Consider the following 16,661-nt stretch of genomic DNA (forward strand, 5'->3'; position numbering starts at 1 on the left):
GTTGAGTTCCGACGCGAACCCGCAGGCCACCGCGCCGAAGTCCACCACCTATGCCGCAGCCGGCGTCGATGTCGAGGCCGGAGACCGCGCCGTCGAACTCATGAAGGCCGCAGTCTCGGCCACCCACAACTCTCATGTGGTGGGCGGAATGGGCGGATTCGCCGGACTCTTCGACGTATCCGTGCTCAAGGACTTCGACCGTCCGCTGCTGGCCTCGTCGACTGACGGAGTGGGCACGAAGGTCGCCATCGCCCAGGCTCTCGACAAGCATGACACCATCGGCTACGACCTCGTGGGCATGGTCGTCGACGACATCATCGTCTGCGGTGCCCGCCCGCTGTTCATGACCGACTACATCGCCTGCGGCAAGGTCGTGGCCGAACGCATCGCCGACATCGTGCGCGGCATCGCCGACGCCTGCGCCTCGGCCGGTGTGGCACTGGTCGGCGGGGAGACCGCCGAACATCCGGGTCTGCTCGGCGTCGACGAATACGATGTCGCCGGTGCCGCCACCGGCGTCGTCGAGGCCGCCGATCTGCTCGGACCTGAGAAGGTCCGTGCCGGAGACGTGCTCATCGGGCTGCCCGCATCGGGAATCCACTCCAACGGCTACTCGCTGGTGCGCCACATCATCGCCGAGGCGGGATGGGGCCTGGACCGGCACGTCGAGGAATTCGGACGCACCCTCGGTGAGGAGCTGCTTGTTCCCACGCATGTCTACACCGGTGAGCTCGCGGCCCTCTTCGACGCTCTGCCCGGAGCCGTGCACTCGGTCTCCCACGTCACCGGCGGCGGACTCTCAGCCAATGTCGCACGCGTGCTCCCGCAGGGACTGGTCGCGACGATGTCGCGTTCCTCGTGGGAGATCCCGGCAGTGTTCTCCGTGCTCGGAGACTTGGGCGGAGTGCCGCAGGCCGATCGGGAACGCACCTGGAACCTCGGCGTCGGCATGGTCCTCGTCGTCGACCCGTCCGCGGTCGACGGTGTGCTCGCTGCCAGCCCCGGCGCCTGGGTGCTCGGCGAGGTGGCTGCCGATGATGGTGCGCTGGCCTCCGACCCCTACTATGTGCAGGGCGCCAAGGGCGTCGACGGCGGCGCAGCGATCCTGCAGTAGGCCGCGGCCTGGCCGTCTGCGCTGGTTCCGGTTCTGGTTCTGCCCCGGGAGGTGTTTCCGGCCCGCCCCGGGAGCATCCCTCACCCTTAGCTTCACACCCCCGTGGTCCTACGCGGGGGTGTGCTGCTTCCGGTAGGTGCTGGCGCCAGCTGTTGGCGGTGAGGGTAACGGTGATGGATGCTTTGGAGCGGGCACCACTGCGCGGAGCCGCCTCGGTGGGGGAGTTGGCCTGTACAGGGCCGCCTCGGTGAAGGGACGAACCTGCACGGGAACTGCGCGGACACGACTGAGGGCGGGAACCGAAGTCCCCGCCCTCTGAGAAGTCGTATCAGCCGTATCCGGCCAGTCCCGCCTGTGCTCAGTCGTCCTCGTACTCGTCATCATCGTCGACGTTGTACTTGTCGGCGTAGGCCGAGTAATCAGGCTCGTCATCGTACGGATCAGACGAACCGGACTTGCGCGAGTCGGCGCCCAGCTCCTGCTGGAGTCTATTAAGGTCGGTATCCGGGCTGTAATACTTCAGCTTCCGAGCTACCTTGATCTGCTTTGCCTTTGCGCGGCCGCGACCCACTGGCGTGACCCCCTCCGTCGTCATTGGGGCGACTGGCCCCGGACTAGATCTCTGCTATGCGCTTAAATCCTACCTGTTCGTACTGGGAAGTTCCATTTTGCGAGGCGACCTTGGATAGGCTTGACCCATGTCCTATCGTCGCGATTATGTCGTCACCCTGCGGATCTTCGAGCCCATTGTGGTGCATTCCGAATTGCAAGACAGGCAGGTGGAAGACAACCGGGAGCGGATCGAAGCGCAGATCTCCCAAGACGCCGACAACCGCTTGATCTCCCTGCCGCCGAGCCCTGTGGCGGACTCCTTCCGCCGCACTCCCGTCTATCTTCCGGCGTCTCAGACAGCGGACGGAGTCGATCGTTTCTGTCCCGCGCAAGAGGACATCCGCGGGTGGGAGGCACTCGAATCGCTGACCGAGCACACCTCGAAGGCGACGCTGGACATCATCGCTCCGAAGTCCGTTCGCCGACGTGCGGCAAGCCGTCGTGCCGAGTGGCTCCAGGACGCAAAAGACACTCGCATCTTCACCCGCGTCTCGGCGTGGGACGTGCCGCCGGCATGGTGGCTGTTCTTTTCGCTGTCCGAAGACCAGATCATCACCGACGAGACCGATGCCGGTCTGCGGGTGCTCGTCCGCACGGACATCCTGGCCGCCTCGGCGCGGATGGAATGGGCGGCGGAGACGATCGCCGACAACTCGAAAGTCGTCGACATGGTCGAACAGACCTCGGTGCTCGCCGAGTGGGTCGACAGCTTCGACATGAACTCGATCCTCGAACTCGACCTCGGCGGAATGTCCGATGTGCTGTGGCCGACCGAAGCCCCGGAGCTCGTCGATTCGTGGGTGACCGGGCTGAGCAACCAGGACTCCGAGTCTGCGGTCGCCGCGTTCCAGAAGTACGCGGCGAATTGGGAGCAGCTCAACCTCTACGCCCGCAGCTCCTGACATTTGCTACCCGACGGGTCCCCAGCAACCTGGCGCTGGACTGGTCCCCAAAAGTTGGACTGCTGTGAGGTCAGCATAGTTCGTAAATAGGCTCACCATCCTTGGCGGTCTTGTTCCGATATTCCATCGGGGCAAGATCGCCAAGTCGTGTCGAGATCCTTTCGTAGTTATACCAATGAATGTACTCATTGATCGCGGCTTTGAGGTCCTCGACCGTGTCGAACTTCTGCAGATAGAACATCTCGGACTTCAACTGCCCGAAGAAGTTCTCCGCCATCGCGTTATCCCAGCAGTTTCCCTTCCGCGACATCGACGGTGTAGCACCATGCTTAGCTAGAATCGACGCCCAGGACACGTGCTGGTACTGAAACCCCTGGTCCGTGTGCACCAGCGGTGTCTGCCCGGGACGCAGTCCCTGACAGGCTCGCATCAGCGACTCGTTCGTCAATGCCGTGTTCGGTGACGTCGACATCGAGTACGACACCACACCGGCATCGAACAGATCGATCACTGGTGACAGATACAGTTTCTTGTCTTCAACAGCGAATTCCGTGACGTCGGAAACCCATTTCTCGTTCGGTTCATCAGCGGTGAACTCCCGATTGAGTACGTTGTCAGCAACGGCTCCGACCGTGCCGCGATGGGAGTCGAATTTCTTCTTCCGCACCTCGGTCTGCAGACCCATGTCACGCATTAATCGCAGTACGGTCTTCTTCGCGATCGTGATGCCCTGTTTGACCAAGACAGCCCAGATCTTGCGGTGCCCGTAGCGTTTGTGACTCTTCTCGAAGATGTCCTCGATGAGGGTTCTCACCTGCGCGTATGGGTCGGGTCTCACGTCGAATCGTTTCTGGTGGTAGAAGAACGTCGACCGGGCCAAACCCGCGACCTGCAGCAGCAATGGCAGTGGATAGTCTGCCTTGAGACTGGCAACAATGCGTGCTTTCACAGCTGCCCTTTTTGCCTCAAGGCCCGCAGTTTTTTCAAGTAAGCGTTCTCCGCTTCAGCCCGCAGCAGCCGGTCTTGCAGCTGCCGATACTCGGCCAGGCTGATGTCCTTGAGTGTGACAGTCTGAAATGGCCCCACTTGGAGCAAAAATGATCCTCTGATTTGGCCCCACCCCCGACCTACCAGCCGTACCGTTCGTGATGTCGACCAAGACGTTCACGAAGAGGTGGGGCATATGAAGGAGATGTCGAGAGTGGAGCAATTCGAGAATATCCGACGAGACCACAGAGACCATGAGATGTCGATTCGACAGTTAGCCCAAAAGTACAAGGTCCACCGCAGGACGGTACGTCAGGCGTTGGCGGATGCGGTACCACCGCGGCGGAAGACTCCGGAGAGGGTAGCACCAGTCCTCGGTGAGCACGTTGCCACCGTCCGGGCTTGGTTAGTTGCTGACAAAGAGGTCCCTCGGAAGCAGCGTCATACCGCCCGGCGGGTCTGGCAGCGCCTCGTCGAGGAGGAAGGAGTCGAGGTTGCGGAGTCGAGTGTGCGAACCCTGGTCGCGAAGCTGCGCCGGGACATTTTCGATCAGTCGTTGGAGGTCAAGGTTCCTCAAACCCATGCCCCGGCGGCTGAAGCCGAGGTCGACTTCGGGGAGTTCTACGCCCTCATCGGTGGGGTGTGGTTGAAGCTGTGGATGTTCATTCTGCGCCTATCGCATTCGGGTAAAGCCGTGCACATTGCTTACGCCAACCAGGCTCAGGAGTCGTTTCTCGACGGTCATGTGAAGGCCTTCGACCGGCTCGGTGGAGTCCCGACGGGCATGATCCGGTATGACAACCTGACTCCGGCGGTGGTGCGGGTGCTGCTGGGTCGGGAACGGGAGGAGAATCCCCGGTTTGTCGCCCTGAGGTCGCATTACGGGTTCGATAGCTTCTTCTGCCAGCCCGGGATCAAGGGTGCTCATGAGAAGGGTGGCGTCGAGGGGGAGGTCGGTCGGTTCCGGCGCCGTCATCTGGTGCCGGTGCCCGAGTTCGCCTCCTTAGCCGAGCTCAACGCTTTCATGGTCGCTGCCGATGCTGGTGATGACGACCGAAAGATCACCGGCCGGGTCGAGACGGTCGGGGCCGCGGCGGCCCGGGAGCTGCCTGGCCTGCGGGGTTTGCCCGATGAGGTCTTCGATGCCGCGCAGACCCTGTCGTGTCGGGTCGATGCGAGAGCCAGAGTGTGCGTACGTCAGTCCTATTACTCGGTGCCGGCCCGGTTGGCTGGCAGACGCCTCCAGGTGCGTTTGGGGGCCACGACGGTGACCGTGATCGCTGAGTCGGGGGTGGTCGCTGTCCATACCCGGTCGCTGCATAAGTACACCGAAGATTTGGTCCTCGATCACTACCTGGAAGTCCTCATACGCAAGCCCGGAGCATTCGCCGGGGCCACCGCGCTGGCGGCTGCCCGGAAGTCCGGGATGTTCACGAACGCTCATCAACGGTTCTGGGATGCTGCGCGTGGGCAACTCGGCGACACGGCCGGGACCCGGGCGCTCATCGGTGTGCTGCTACTGCACCGCAGCCTGCCCAACGGTGACATTGTCACCGCATTGACAACCGCGACCGGGTTGGGATGCTTCGATGCTGATGTGGTCGCGGTCGAGGCCCGCCGGGCCGGTCAGGCGATGACTGCGCCACCGGCGGTGGTCGTCCCGGCCCACGTCGGACCAGTCGGGGAGAGGCCGGTGCCGGGCCTGGGCGCCTATGACGAACTGGTCTCGGTGGTGGGAGCATGAACGCGAAAACCATCCCGGCATCGACGCCGGCAGTGACTGCTCTGGGTGATCAGGCGGCTGAGGCCGCGATCGCCACGGCTTGTCGGACCCTGTTCATGCCCACGATCCGTGACCAGGCCTCACCGATGGCCGAGGCAGCAGCCCGAGAACGGCTCTCGCACAAGGCCTACCTGGCTGAGGTGTTGGCCGCGGAGTGTGATGATCGTGATGCCCGCCGTCGGATCCGGCGGATCAAGGAAGCGAAGTTTCCTCGCACCAAGCACCTGTCCGACTTCGATACCGCCGCCATCGAGGATTTGCCGCCGGCCCGGTTGGCGACTCTGGCCACCGGAGCGTGGATCGATGCCGGTGAGCCGTTGGTGCTACTCGGTGATTCCGGGACAGGGAAGACGCATCTGCTGATCGGTCTGGGGACCGCCGCGGCCGAGCAGGGCCGCAGAGTCCGCTACGTCACGACGGCGGCCCTGGTCAACGAGCTCACCGAGGCCGCCGATGCCAAGCAGCTCTCCCGGGTAGTGGGCCGCTATGCTCGCCTGGACCTGCTGTGCCTGGATGAGTTGGGGTATGTCAGCCTCGATTCTCGTGGAGCTGAGTTACTCTTCCAGATCATCACCGAACGTGAGGAACGAGCCTCGATTGCGACAGCCTCGAACGCCTCGTTCAGCGAGTGGGGGCAGACATTCACCGACCCGCGGCTGGCCGCGGCCGTTGTCGATCGGTTGACGTTTAACGCCCACATCATCAACACCGGCACCAGCTCTTACCGGCTGCGCACCACCCGGGCCAGGAGCGAAGAGGCCACTTTGCAGGAAGGAGATCAACCATGATCACCACCGAGGATCAGGAACCAGCCAGCGGAAATGCCATCGATGCCACCGAGGACTGGGTCGCCTACATCAGCCAACGCCTCAATGACGCCCAGGATCTCCTGGACGGGATCAGTGTCACCATCGAGTCTGTTCAGCCCAGTGGCCGCGAGCATGCCGCCGATCTGATCGATTCGGCTATTGAGGACCTTCAGCGACTGCGTCGCCGATTCGGACCAACCGAACCCGACTACGGCCCTGGCGATCCGCCGTTCTGACCACACTGGAACCTGAGAGGCCCGGCCACTCCTGTGGCCGGAGAAAGGCTCGCAACACAACACCGCCCGACCCCGCTGGGCCGCGACTGTTACCAACGCGCGGCGAGCACGACCACACATGCTGGGGTGGGGCCAAATCAAAGCATCACAGTGGGGCCAAATGGGGTTGACACACTCATGTCCTCGACATGCGTCTTCTTCGCCATCAGGTCTGGCTTCGACGGTGCCGGATCAGCATCGGGGTCCTGACCGTTGTCGAGGGCTCGTATTCGTGCTGTCTTGCCTTTGGCCGGCGGCGGTGTCACGAACGCGTCTTCGCCCTTGTCCCGGTATTTCTTCGCCCAATCAACCACGGTACGCGAGGACGCCAAACCGAGCTCTTGAGCCAGGACGACTTTGTGTTCGCCGTCGAGGTACCGTTTCGCAGTCGCGATCTTCGTCTCTGCCGGTATGCGGCGGGGCTGGTGCGGTTCCATGACCGATATTGTTCCACGCACCAGCCACCGGTCGTGGAGGAGTTTGAGCGTGGGTTTATGCACGTCGAGCTTCGTGGCTGTCGCGGCATAGCCGTGCCCTTTGTCGAAGAGGTCGATCGCGGCCCTGGCTTGTTCGTCTGTGATCAGACAGTCCTTACGCATGGAGTGGTCCCTTCAAGTTGTCTTGTGTTGATCACAGTCCAACTTTCGGGGACCACTCCACGCCAGGGTGCTGGGAGTCCGTCGGGTAGTGGTGGGCATAGGATTGTCTGCGAACGATCCGCACCCGAGAGGACGAGCTCCGCAAGCGTATGGAAGAGAAGAAGCGTCGTCTCCTGACGAGACACGACCCTGCCGCGTCCGCAGCAGACCCCGCGGGGTCCACCTCCGCACCCTCCTCGGCCACCGGCACCGGTCGCACCGACACGCACTCCTCGAAGCCTGCGACCCGCGTGAAACCCCTGTCGAAGCTCTCGATCGGCTGGCGCATCGCCGTTCCGGCCGTGGCGCTCGTCATCCTCACCTGCGGACAGTTCCTCAACACCAACGATTTCTTCCCGCTCGGCTCGCTCACCCAGTACGCCACCGCCAAGGACCTCAACGGCACGGTCGGCTCGACCTGCATCGCCGCCCAGTTCCCCGGGGAAGACGAACCGCGCCGGCTCGGCTTCAACACCGCCACCGTCGGCATCGAACGCGGCGACGTCGAATCCCAGCTCGACCGGGTCATCGCCCACCCCGAGCTCATGCAGTCCATGGCCGACTCCTACGAGCGCCTGCACCCGAATGAGCCGAAGCCGGAGAAGATGATCCTCTGCCGCACCACCACGCAGCTGAAGAACGGCCTGAGCGTCGGCGAACCCGAAGAGACGACGCTGGCGACGTGGGAGGTCCGATGAGCCGCACCCCGACCTTGACGAATGCTCCCGCCGAGGCGGCCCCCACCAATGCGTTCCTGCGCTGGTTCATGCCCGAGGTCCCCCTCGCCCGCGTGGCCGTGTTCCGCGTGTTCATCTACGTCTTCATCATCATCGACGTGCTCACCATCTCCGGTGACGTCATCGCCCACGGCTGGACTCCCGAGTTCTACCAACCTTTGTGGCTGGCCAGGTTCCTCCACATCCCCGCCGTCAGCGTCCTCGGCGCCCAGATCCTCCTCACCCTCATCATCGTCTTCTCCCTGCTCGCAGCGGCAGGAATCCTGCAGCGCCTCAGCGGTTGGGCGGTGGCGATCACCTTCGGGGCGTGGATGTTCTACACCCAGGGATACGGCTACGTCGCGCACGACCATATGGCCCTCGTCATCGCCGCCCTCGTCCTGCCGACGATCGGACCCGCACGTTTCCGGGACGTCAGCACCACCTCGGCGAAGGCGGGATGGGCACTTCGGGTCGTGCAGATCGCGGTCGTGCTCACCTACTTCTACTCGGTGCTCATGAAGTGGATCGCCTCGGGCAACATCACGCATTGGGCCAATGGCGCCGTGATCATCTGGGCGCTCATGCGCCGCGGCGCCGAATGGTCGAAGCCGTTCCTCGAGATGCCCGGCCTCCTCATCGCCGGACAGTGGGCGACGCTGGTCTTCGAGTTCCTCTCACCGGTGGTCCTGTTCCTCAAGGGCAAGTGGCTCTACGCTGCCGTCGCCTTCTTCTTCCTGTTCCACCTCATGACCTACCTGGCGCTGGGCATCCACTTCCTGCCGACCGTCATCTGCTGGGCGGCGTTCCTGCCCCTGGAGAGACTCGTGCCGCGGCGCTTCGCAGCGCCTCGAGCACACGGGTGACCGCACGGCGTCCCGTCGCGTCCGAGCGCCTGACCGCGACGACCCAGCGGGTCGCCGAGATCCCGGCCAGAGGGATCAGCCGCAGACCGGCATTCCGCGGCGTCGTGAACCGGGGGAGCAGCGCAATGTGGTCTCCTGCGGCGACAAGGGCTTCGATGAGCCGGTTGTCCCGGATGCGCTGAGTCACGGTAAGGGGGTGTCCGGTGACATGCTCGATCGAGGTGAGGATCGTATCGAACGGGTAGCCTCGCGGCACCCCGATCCACTGCTCGTCGGTGAGGTCGTCGGGGCTCACCTCCGACCGCCCGGCCAGACGGTGGTCATCGGCCACCGCGACGTCGATGGGTTCGCGGGCGAGGACATCGACGGTGAGTCCTTCGGTGCCGACGGGGCGCTGGGAGATGAGCGAGTGCGCGATGACGAGGTCGACATCGCCGAGGAGGCCCGCGAATTCGTGCTCGGCGATATCGACGTCTGAGGTGTGGACGGTGATCGCCGGGCTGGTTGCCCGCAGCTCCGTCAGCGCCGAAGGAATGAGATAGGTGAGCGCGCTGGGCAGGCCCGCAATGTGCACTTCGCCGGAATCCTCGCCGAGGTAGTCCTCCCAGTCCGCCTGCACGTCGGCGATCGCTGCGGCCACCTGTCGACCCCCGGAGGCGAGCAGCCGCCCTGCCGGCGTCAGCCGCAGTCCGCGCCCGGCCGGTTCGACGAGGGTGTGTCCGAATTCCCTGGTCGCGGCCTTGAGTTGCTGGGACACCGCTGACGGGGTGCGGAACGTCGCCTCGGCGACGGCGGTGACGCTGCCGCGTTCGTCGAGTTGGCGCAGGAGTTCGAGGTGGCGGGGATCCATGTTCTCAGGCTACGTGTCGAGACTGCGACTGTGAAGTGTGGCTACATGGTCAGATAAGAAACTTTCGATTGTGTTAATGGTTGAGCGGCGGTGAAAATAGGATCATGTCGCTCAAGCACTGTCTTCTCGCCGCCTCGGTGGCGATCATGTGGGGACTGAATTTCCTCGCCATCGACCTCTCCCTGGCACAGTTCCCGCCGTTCCTCCTCGTCGCTCTGAGGTTCGCTCTGCTCGCGATCCCGGCGCTGCTCTTCGTGCCGAAACCCGATGTCAGGGCGCGGTGGATCATCGGCTACGGGCTCGGGTTCGGTCTGCTGCAGTTCCTCTTCCTCTACTGGGCGATGGCTGCCGGGATGCCCGCGGGCCTCGCCTCTCTCGTGCTCCAGGCGTCGGGTCCGTTCACGGTGCTGTTGGGGATGACATTCCTGCGTGAGAAGGTGCGAGGCTCCCAGATGGCCTTCCTCCTCCTCGCGATGGCCGGCCTCGCCGTCGTCGGCTGGCAGCGCTTCGACTCGCACGCGAGCTTCCTGCCCTTCCTCCTCACCCTGGCCGGTGCCTTCGGATGGGCGATCGGCAACATCTGCAACCGGCAGGCGCACACGACGGAGCCGGTCAAGCTGACGATGTGGATGTCCGTCGTCTCACCGGTGCCGATGCTCATCCTCTCCCTCCTCGTCGAAGGACCGCAGAGGGTCGGCGCATCGTTTGTCGGGCTGACCACCTCGACCGGGCTGTGGGCGATCGCGGGGCTGGTCTACACCGTGGTCATCGCGACGATCCTCGGCTCGGGAATCTGGTCGTGGCTGATGTCGCGCAACCCCGCCGGAGTCGTCGCACCGTTCTCCATGCTTGTGCCCGTCGTCGGCATGAGCGCGGCGTTCATCGTCCTCGGTGAGCGGGTCAGCTTCGGTGAGCTGTGCGGAGCCGTCCTCGTCATCATCGGGGTCCTCGGCGCGGGGGTGAAGGCCGCGAAGGGTGCCCGGATACTGGCCGCCGAGGCGGTTGTGCCGGTGAACGTCGAAGACGAGGCTCCTGCGCCGAAAAACGGGACGAGTGCCGATCCCCTCATGCGTGCGGGCAGTTCCCGGCGCTCACCCCGTTCTTCGATGAATTGAGCTTCGGCGGTCGCCTCCGGCGGACGAAGCGCGGCGCCCTGCCATGGCGCCGGCCGAGTTTTGGACCTACTGTCGAGTGATGACCACCGCCGACCTTCGCCAGCCGCAGAAGCGACCCGAGGCGATCGCCGTCGTGGCGGTCCTCGGCGGCGCGCTGTGCCTGTCGATCTCGGCCATCCTGGTCAAGCTCGCGGGTGTGGATGCGGCGACGACCGCAGTCCTGCGGTGTGCCATCGCGGTCATCGCACTCGTCCCCTTGGCGCTCGTCGAACGCCGACGCCATGGCGGGCTGTCGCGGACCGGAATCGCCTGGGCGATCGCTGCCGGAATCGCCCTGGGCATCGACTACATCGCTTGGACCGCCGCGATCTACCTCGTCGGTGCGGGTGTGTCGACCGTGCTCGTCAACGTTCAGGTCATCGTGCTCCCGCTCCTGGCCCTCATCGTCGACCGTGAGCCGGTGAGCCGCCGTTTCCTCATCGCCCTGCCGCTGATGCTCATCGGCGTCGGACTCGTGGGTGGAATCCTCTCCCTCGCCGAGGTGGGTGAGGGTGCCGTCCTCGGCACCGTCCTCGGTCTCATCGCCGGGACCGGATACGGCGTGTACATGTTCCTCACCCGCCGGGGGACGAGGCGCAAGGCCGAGGGCACGATTCAGCCGTTGGCCTGGGCGACCGCCTCGGCGGCGGTGTCATCGGCGATCATCGCGCAGTTCACCGGCGGCCTTCACCTCGGCGGAATCAGCCCGCGTTCGTGGATGCTGCTTATCGCCCTGGCGCTGTTGGGTCAGGTGGTGGCGTGGCTGCTCATCAACGGGGCGAGCGTGCGGCTGGCACCGACGATGACAGCGAGTCTGCTGCTCATCCAACCCGTGCTGGCGCTCGTGCTCGCTGCGCTGATCCTCGGTGAGAGGCTCACCCTCGGTCAGGCGATCGGGGCCGGGCTCGTCGTCGCGGCAGTAGCCGTGGCCAACGGTGTGTGGCGGGCGAGATCAGCTCGACGGCCGGGTCTCAGGAGGCCGGATTCGGGGCCAGACTCGGGGCCTCGGTGATGCCGAACCGGGTCTTCAGTGCTCGGCGGGCGGCGAACCAGCCGTTCATCCCGTGCACGCCCGGCGCCGGCGGGGTCGCGGCCGAGCACAGGAAGGCACCGGGGACGCCGAGGCTGTAGTTGTCCCAGCTCAGGCGAGGGCGGGCCATCATGCGATAGAAGGACACGACGCCGGTGGCGATGTCCCCGCCGATGTAGTTCTGGTTGTGCCCGGCCATCTCCGAGGCGGGGATCGCATTGTGGGCGACGATGCGGTCGCGGAAACCGGGGGCGAAGCGCTCGATCTGCCGGGTGATGTACTCGGTCGGGTCGAGTGGGCAGTCGAAGGGGACATGGGCGTACGTCCACAGCGGTCGCAGGCCGTTCACCTCGCGGGACGGGTCGAAGACGGTCGGGTCGGAGACGAGGCACACGGGATCGGCGGGCATCCGTCCGTTCGTCACCTGCGCCTCGGCGGCGGCCATCTGCGCCCGTGTTCCGCCGACGTGGATCGTGCCTGCTCGGCCCACTTCGGGATCGGACCAGGGGACCGGTCCGTTGAGGACGAAGTCGACCTTCGCGGCCGCATTGCCCTGTTTGAAACCGCGCAGGGCCTTGTCGACCTGTGCGGGCAGCAGTCCGGAGAAGATCTGGGCGGCACCCAGCGCCGAGGTGTCGAGCAGGTACGCGCGCGCCGCAGGCAGGTCGGAGACGTGGTCGATGCGTGCGTTCGCGGTGACGGTTCCGCCGTGGGCTTCGAGGTCGGCGACGAGGTGGTCGATGATCGCCTGCGAACCGCCGATGGGGGAGGGCCACCCGCCGGCGTGGGCGACGGTGGAGAGCATCGTGGCCGTGGCCGCCGTGCCCATGGCCGGCAGCCCGCCGATGGCGTGGGCGGCGACCCCGGTGAACAGGGACTGCGTCGATTCGTGGGACAGCGGAATGTTCCAGGCGGGGCTGGCTTGGCCGAGCAGTCGCAGCCCGAATTTCACGATGTTCGCGATGCCGGGAACATCGCGCAGGGTCTCGGGCACGGACCGTTTGTCACCGAGGGAGAGCCAGATCGCATCATCGACGCGGTCGAGCAGAGGCGCGAAGAAACGACGCCATTCCGGCCCTGCCTCGCCGAGGCGGTCGACCGTTTCGTCGAGATCGTGGAATGCCAGCGCGGCGGGCTTGCCGTCGAGAGGCTGGGCGTAGGAGATCTCGGGAGTGGTCAGTTCCATCCCGCGGGCGCGCAGGTCGAAGTCGACGAAGAAGGGACTGGCGATGGCCAGCGGGTGGACGGCCGAGCAGATGTCATGGGTGATGCCCGCGGCCAGTCCGAGGTCGAGGGTGCGGGCGCCGCCGCCGATCGTCGGCTGGGCCTCGAAGACCTGCACGGACAGTCCTGCCCGTGCCAGGGTGACAGCGGCGGCCATGCCGTTCGGGCCGGATCCGACGACGACTGCATCAACACCTGTGCTCATGAGGCCAGTCTAGGGGAGTGGTGTGGCCTACTTTCGATCGCCAGCCTTGTGGGGCGCGGTTCTCTTTTTGTCGACGACGATCGATACCAGCACCAGAAGCAAGAGCCCTGAAATAGAGCTGATCCAGGCGCTAGTCAAACCGAGGAATGCTGAGACAGCGCCAATGGCGACGAGGACCGCTGACAATGTCGAATACACGGGGCGGCGTTCGTTGAATCCTCGGCCCGCATCCTCGGAGAATGAGAGTGCCACAGTGATGAACACGCTGATTACCAGTGGCGCGAACTGAGTAATCGGGACGACTCCATCGATAACCGGGATGATGATGCCAGCAACCAGAAAGGCGCAATTGGCAACGAACAGCATCAACATCCCGGCTCGATATTTATTCAGGCTTACTTGCACTTACTCGCGTCTACCTTTTCCCAGCCGACATTGAGAGTCTGGCTCAGATCATAGCAGGTATCGTCTTTCAGAGGCTTCCCTGGGCCGGTAAGAATGCCGTTTCGCAAGACATCGACCAAGTCAGATCAGGGGCCGCCGCAGCTGGTGAGTGTTCCCGATAGGCGTTGTGATCAGCCGTGGGTCATCGAGGTTCTCGTTGTCGACGACCCAGGTGGCGTGTTCCCACGGTGCAGCCTCGGCGAAGTAGAGGCGCTGTCCGCCGACGTAGCGGTGGTTGGCCTCGCATCCCGGGTCTGAGTCGGTGAGGTGGGAGAAGCGCTGGTTTCCCCGAGGCACGGACACTTCGAATGGAACCTCGACCCAGATGCTCGCATCCCAGAGCTCGCGCAGTTCGGGACGATGGAGGAAGATTCCGTCGATGAGGAGGACACAGTCCTCGGGCAGATCGAGCGCCTCCGGCGGAATCGACGCGTCCGCGTCGACGTCCCAGACCGCTGGGGTGACCGATGCTCCCCGCCGGAACGGGGAGACCACCGCGCGTTCGAAGGCTGCGTAGTCGTAGGAGTCGCGGAAGAAGGACTCGGGCCCCCGTCCTCGGGCGTAGCGAACCTCTCGAGGGTGGTGGAAGCCGTCGATGCTCACCGAGGCGACCGGACGAGCGGACAAGCCATCTGCCGCCAACCCCACGAGCTCCTCGGCGAGGACCGTTTTGCCGGCACCGTCGAGACCATCGACGGCGATGAGGGTGCGACGACCGGATCGCACTTCGCAGATCGCCGTGAGCAGGCGGCGAAGGACCGCTCGACGCGCACTCTTCATACCGACCAGGGTAACCGGGCGGCACTCGCCGGACTCAGCGGGACTGCGCGTATGCCTCGAGGCCGGGTACCGCCTCGGCGAGTTCGCTGCTGAGGAACTCCGCAATTCGGTCTGCGGCAGCGAGTCGACCTGACCCGCGCTCGGCGTTCTCGACGCTCGGGTTGTAGTTCGTGTTCGTGTTGATGTCATAGACGACCTGACGCCCATCGAGAGTCTCGATGAATTCGATGCCGGCGATGTGAATGCCCAGCTCGCTCAACAGGGACTCGAGCCTGCCGACGAGAGGAGTCTCAGAGGTGATCTCCTCCCGGCGGGTGAACGGATCGACCGATGCTTCCGATGTGCCGGGAACAGCGCACGCGTCGGCCGGACAGAGTTCGAAGGACCCGGTAGAGACGTCGACGCGCACCGCATAGTGGAAGCGGCCGCCGATGAACTCGGCGCGGGTGATGAACGGCTCGGCCGGTAGCACGTATTCCTGGACGAGCGTGATGCCGTCGATCGGGGCGTTCGCGCCGTCGGGCGCGAAATCAGCGGCCTCCTCGGCGAGCTCGGAATGGGAGTCGAAGCGGCGGACCCCGAGCCCCTTGCCTCCCTGATTGTGCTTCGTGATGAACGGGGGAGTGAAGGTCTGCGCTGTCTCAACGAGCGCCTGCGAGCCGAAGGCGGCCGCAGTGCGCGGCACATCGAAGCCGCGGGCGGACAGCGCGCGATGCTGACGGACCTTACTCACTTCGAGCTCGTAGACTCCGCGACCGTTGATGACCCGGCGCCCGGCGGCGGCGAGCCAGTCGAGAACTGCGCGCCCGTACTCCTTGACGTGCGGATCGGTGCGGGTGTGAGCCGAGGCCGACAACCGCGACCAGAACACGCCCTGCGGAGGTTCGGCAGCGAGATCGATCGTGGTCTCGGGCAGCAGCCATTCGATGTGAGGAACGCCCAGGTGATCGAGCGATTCCGTGAATGGAGCGATCCATTCGGGATTGTCGTGGATGATGTACACCGCCGGAGTGTCGCTGACTGGCAGCATGTGAGAACTCATCGCGCACCTTCGCTCGGGGTGCCGGCGCGATCGCTCGCCCGGCGGATCTGCTCAACGAGCCTACGCCACCGTTTCCTGACCCCTTCGCCATGTCCGTGCTGCGGCGTAGACTCAGGTCATGGCTATCGCAAAGCAACCTGTGGTCGTACTCGATGCTCCCGACGCCGCCGAACTCGCAGAGTTCTACGGAAAGCTCCTCGATTGGAAGGTCACCGTCGAGGAGGACGGCACCTGGGCGGAAGTCACCTCCGATTCCTGGCCCCCGCTGTGCGTTCAGCAGGTCGAGGACTATCACGCACCAAGCTGGCCCGGTCAGGCCCACCCGCAGCAGATGCACCTCGACGTCATCGTCGACGACCTCGACGTCGCGGAGAAGTCCGTGCTCGAGATCGGTGCGGGCAAAGCCCCCGAACAGCCCGGCGAGACGTTCCGGGTCTTCCTCGACCCGGCCGGTCACCCGTTCTGCCTCTGCAAGGGATGAGCTCACCGGCACCGAGGCGGCCCTACCCGACCGTGCGCAGCTGAGTCATGCGCGCGCTCGCCTCCTTCGCCGACCGACCCGCCGTTGCTTGGGCCAACGGCGCCGGTGAGACCACCGAGCTCGTCTCCCTCGCCGGGTCGGCCACACTCACCCCAGGATTGCGGCCGTGGCGATTGAGCATCGCCCGGTTGGACAGGCCCAGCCCGTTCTCACCCCTGCCCACACTGGCCCGCACCTTTCTGCCCACCAGCGAGGTGGTTCTCGAAATCGACGGGCAGGAGCGCCGGGTGGGCCCTGCCGAGCCTGCACGCTTCCACGGCAGCCAGGAGGTCAACCTCGTCGGATTGGCGGAGAGCTGCTTCGCCATCAACCTCATGGTCGACGAGACCGAATCCGGCGTCGGTGACCTTGGTGATGGTGGTGGTGACGACGTCCTCTCGATGAGCGTCGGGGTGCCGATTCCCACACATGAATTCCGCTTCGTGCTCACCTTGCACCCCACGCCTGACCACCCGCGCTTCTGTCTTCTCGCGCTCGAGCCCGATGACGTTCTTGCCGACGAACGGTCCGTTGTCGGACTCAGCGGACCGCAGTCTGGGCAGTGAAGTCTCGCCGGCGTCGAACCGACCTGAAAGATCGGTGAGAGACGGCTGTCCTTCAGGTCACATTCTCACGCATCATCCCAGGTGGGAACCTTTACGAAGGCATCGTCCATCAGGGCTTTCCCAGCTTCGGTCACACGGTTTCAG

General features: G+C 64.8%; 18 protein-coding genes and 1 pseudogene. 11 read left to right on the forward strand and 8 right to left on the reverse strand.

What is annotated here, in order from left to right; translation table 11 throughout:
* Position 1: 1 nt before the first annotated feature.
* Entirely contained in the window at positions 2-1,114 is a 1,113-nt protein-coding gene (gene purM, locus L1F31_RS03835) for a phosphoribosylformylglycinamidine cyclo-ligase (RefSeq protein ID WP_265419369.1), read from the forward strand.
* A 358-nt stretch (positions 1,115-1,472) separates the two neighbouring features.
* On the opposite strand, the gene L1F31_RS03840 is transcribed toward purM, so the two are convergent.
* Positions 1,473-1,685, reverse strand: a complete 213-nt coding sequence (locus L1F31_RS03840; RefSeq protein ID WP_265420383.1) for a DUF3073 domain-containing protein — start codon at positions 1,683-1,685, stop codon at positions 1,473-1,475.
* Between the two features lie 127 nt (positions 1,686-1,812).
* Here L1F31_RS03840 and L1F31_RS03845 point away from each other — a divergent pair, with 127 nt between their 5' ends.
* Positions 1,813-2,628, forward strand: coding sequence for a DUF8083 family protein (locus L1F31_RS03845; protein ID WP_265419370.1), 816 nt, complete (start codon positions 1,813-1,815; stop codon positions 2,626-2,628).
* Positions 2,629-2,698: 70 nt separating this feature from the next.
* Here the strand turns inward: L1F31_RS03845 and L1F31_RS03850 are convergent.
* A pseudogene (locus L1F31_RS03850) lies at positions 2,699-3,604 on the reverse strand (IS3 family transposase); the annotation flags it as partial.
* A 216-nt stretch (positions 3,605-3,820) separates the two neighbouring features.
* Between L1F31_RS03850 and istA the strand changes: the two are divergent.
* The 3 genes from istA to L1F31_RS03865 are packed head-to-tail and all read left to right on the forward strand — an operon-like array spanning position 3,821 to position 6,443.
* On the forward strand, positions 3,821-5,359 hold the full coding sequence (gene istA, locus L1F31_RS03855; RefSeq protein WP_265420372.1) for an IS21 family transposase: 1,539 nt from the start codon (positions 3,821-3,823) through the stop codon (positions 5,357-5,359).
* On the forward strand, positions 5,356-6,186 hold the full coding sequence (gene istB, locus L1F31_RS03860) for an IS21-like element helper ATPase IstB (RefSeq protein WP_265417432.1): 831 nt from the start codon (positions 5,356-5,358) through the stop codon (positions 6,184-6,186). The genes istA and istB overlap by 4 nt, the downstream gene beginning before the upstream one ends.
* A complete protein-coding gene (locus L1F31_RS03865; RefSeq protein WP_265417433.1) occupies positions 6,183-6,443 on the forward strand; it encodes a hypothetical protein in 261 nt (86 codons plus the stop codon). Before istB ends, L1F31_RS03865 begins: the two co-directional genes overlap by 4 nt.
* A gap of 137 nt (positions 6,444-6,580) precedes the next feature.
* On the opposite strand, the gene L1F31_RS03870 is transcribed toward L1F31_RS03865, so the two are convergent.
* Positions 6,581-7,081, reverse strand: a complete 501-nt coding sequence (locus tag L1F31_RS03870) for a helix-turn-helix domain-containing protein (RefSeq protein ID WP_265419371.1) — start codon at positions 7,079-7,081, stop codon at positions 6,581-6,583.
* Positions 7,082-7,230: 149 nt separating this feature from the next.
* On the opposite strand from L1F31_RS03870, the gene L1F31_RS03875 reads away from it, so the two are divergent.
* Both L1F31_RS03875 and L1F31_RS03880 read left to right on the forward strand, forming a co-directional pair.
* On the forward strand, positions 7,231-7,818 hold the full coding sequence (locus L1F31_RS03875) for a hypothetical protein (RefSeq protein ID WP_265419372.1): 588 nt from the start codon (positions 7,231-7,233) through the stop codon (positions 7,816-7,818).
* Positions 7,815-8,702 (forward strand): HTTM domain-containing protein, encoded by an 888-nt coding sequence (locus tag L1F31_RS03880; RefSeq protein ID WP_265419373.1) that lies wholly within the window; start codon positions 7,815-7,817, stop codon positions 8,700-8,702. Before L1F31_RS03875 ends, L1F31_RS03880 begins: the two co-directional genes overlap by 4 nt.
* Here the strand turns inward: L1F31_RS03880 and L1F31_RS03885 are convergent.
* On the reverse strand, positions 8,626-9,552 hold the full coding sequence (locus L1F31_RS03885; RefSeq protein WP_265419374.1) for a LysR family transcriptional regulator: 927 nt from the start codon (positions 9,550-9,552) through the stop codon (positions 8,626-8,628). The genes L1F31_RS03880 and L1F31_RS03885 overlap by 77 nt on opposite strands.
* 104 nt (positions 9,553-9,656) lie before the next feature.
* Between L1F31_RS03885 and L1F31_RS03890 the strand changes: the two genes are divergently transcribed.
* Complete coding sequence (locus L1F31_RS03890; RefSeq protein ID WP_265419375.1) at positions 9,657-10,667, forward strand: EamA family transporter; 1,011 nt, start codon at positions 9,657-9,659, stop codon at positions 10,665-10,667.
* A gap of 79 nt (positions 10,668-10,746) precedes the next feature.
* Positions 10,747-11,718 (forward strand): DMT family transporter, encoded by a 972-nt coding sequence (locus L1F31_RS03895; protein WP_265419376.1) that lies wholly within the window; start codon positions 10,747-10,749, stop codon positions 11,716-11,718.
* On the opposite strand, the gene L1F31_RS03900 is transcribed toward L1F31_RS03895, so the two are convergent.
* From L1F31_RS03900 to L1F31_RS03915, 4 genes are all read right to left on the reverse strand, one after another.
* On the reverse strand, positions 11,678-13,165 hold the full coding sequence (locus L1F31_RS03900) for a phytoene desaturase family protein (protein ID WP_265419377.1): 1,488 nt from the start codon (positions 13,163-13,165) through the stop codon (positions 11,678-11,680). The genes L1F31_RS03895 and L1F31_RS03900 overlap by 41 nt on opposite strands.
* A gap of 27 nt (positions 13,166-13,192) precedes the next feature.
* Positions 13,193-13,537 carry a hypothetical protein gene (locus L1F31_RS03905; protein ID WP_265419378.1) on the reverse strand — a complete coding sequence of 115 codons (345 nt, stop codon included), beginning with the start codon at positions 13,535-13,537 and terminating at the stop codon, positions 13,193-13,195.
* Positions 13,538-13,690: 153 nt separating this feature from the next.
* Positions 13,691-14,389 (reverse strand): nucleoside/nucleotide kinase family protein, encoded by a 699-nt coding sequence (locus L1F31_RS03910; protein WP_265419379.1) that lies wholly within the window; start codon positions 14,387-14,389, stop codon positions 13,691-13,693.
* A gap of 34 nt (positions 14,390-14,423) precedes the next feature.
* Positions 14,424-15,431: an ATP-grasp domain-containing protein gene (locus L1F31_RS03915; RefSeq protein ID WP_265419380.1), complete on the reverse strand. Its 1,008-nt coding sequence runs from the start codon at positions 15,429-15,431 to the stop codon at positions 14,424-14,426.
* Positions 15,432-15,549: 118 nt separating this feature from the next.
* On the opposite strand from L1F31_RS03915, the gene L1F31_RS03920 reads away from it, so the two are divergent.
* Together L1F31_RS03920 and L1F31_RS03925 are read left to right on the forward strand one after the other, a co-directional pair.
* The gene (locus L1F31_RS03920; protein ID WP_265419381.1) at positions 15,550-15,912 is read left to right on the forward strand and encodes a VOC family protein; all 363 of its coding nucleotides are present in this window, start codon (positions 15,550-15,552) and stop codon (positions 15,910-15,912) included.
* Positions 15,913-15,959: 47 nt separating this feature from the next.
* Positions 15,960-16,517: a HutD family protein gene (locus L1F31_RS03925; RefSeq protein ID WP_265419382.1), complete on the forward strand. Its 558-nt coding sequence runs from the start codon at positions 15,960-15,962 to the stop codon at positions 16,515-16,517.
* Positions 16,518-16,661: the final 144 nt, after the last annotated feature.

Source organism: Brevibacterium spongiae (assembly GCF_026168515.1).
GTDB lineage: Bacteria > Actinomycetota > Actinomycetes > Actinomycetales > Brevibacteriaceae > Brevibacterium > Brevibacterium spongiae.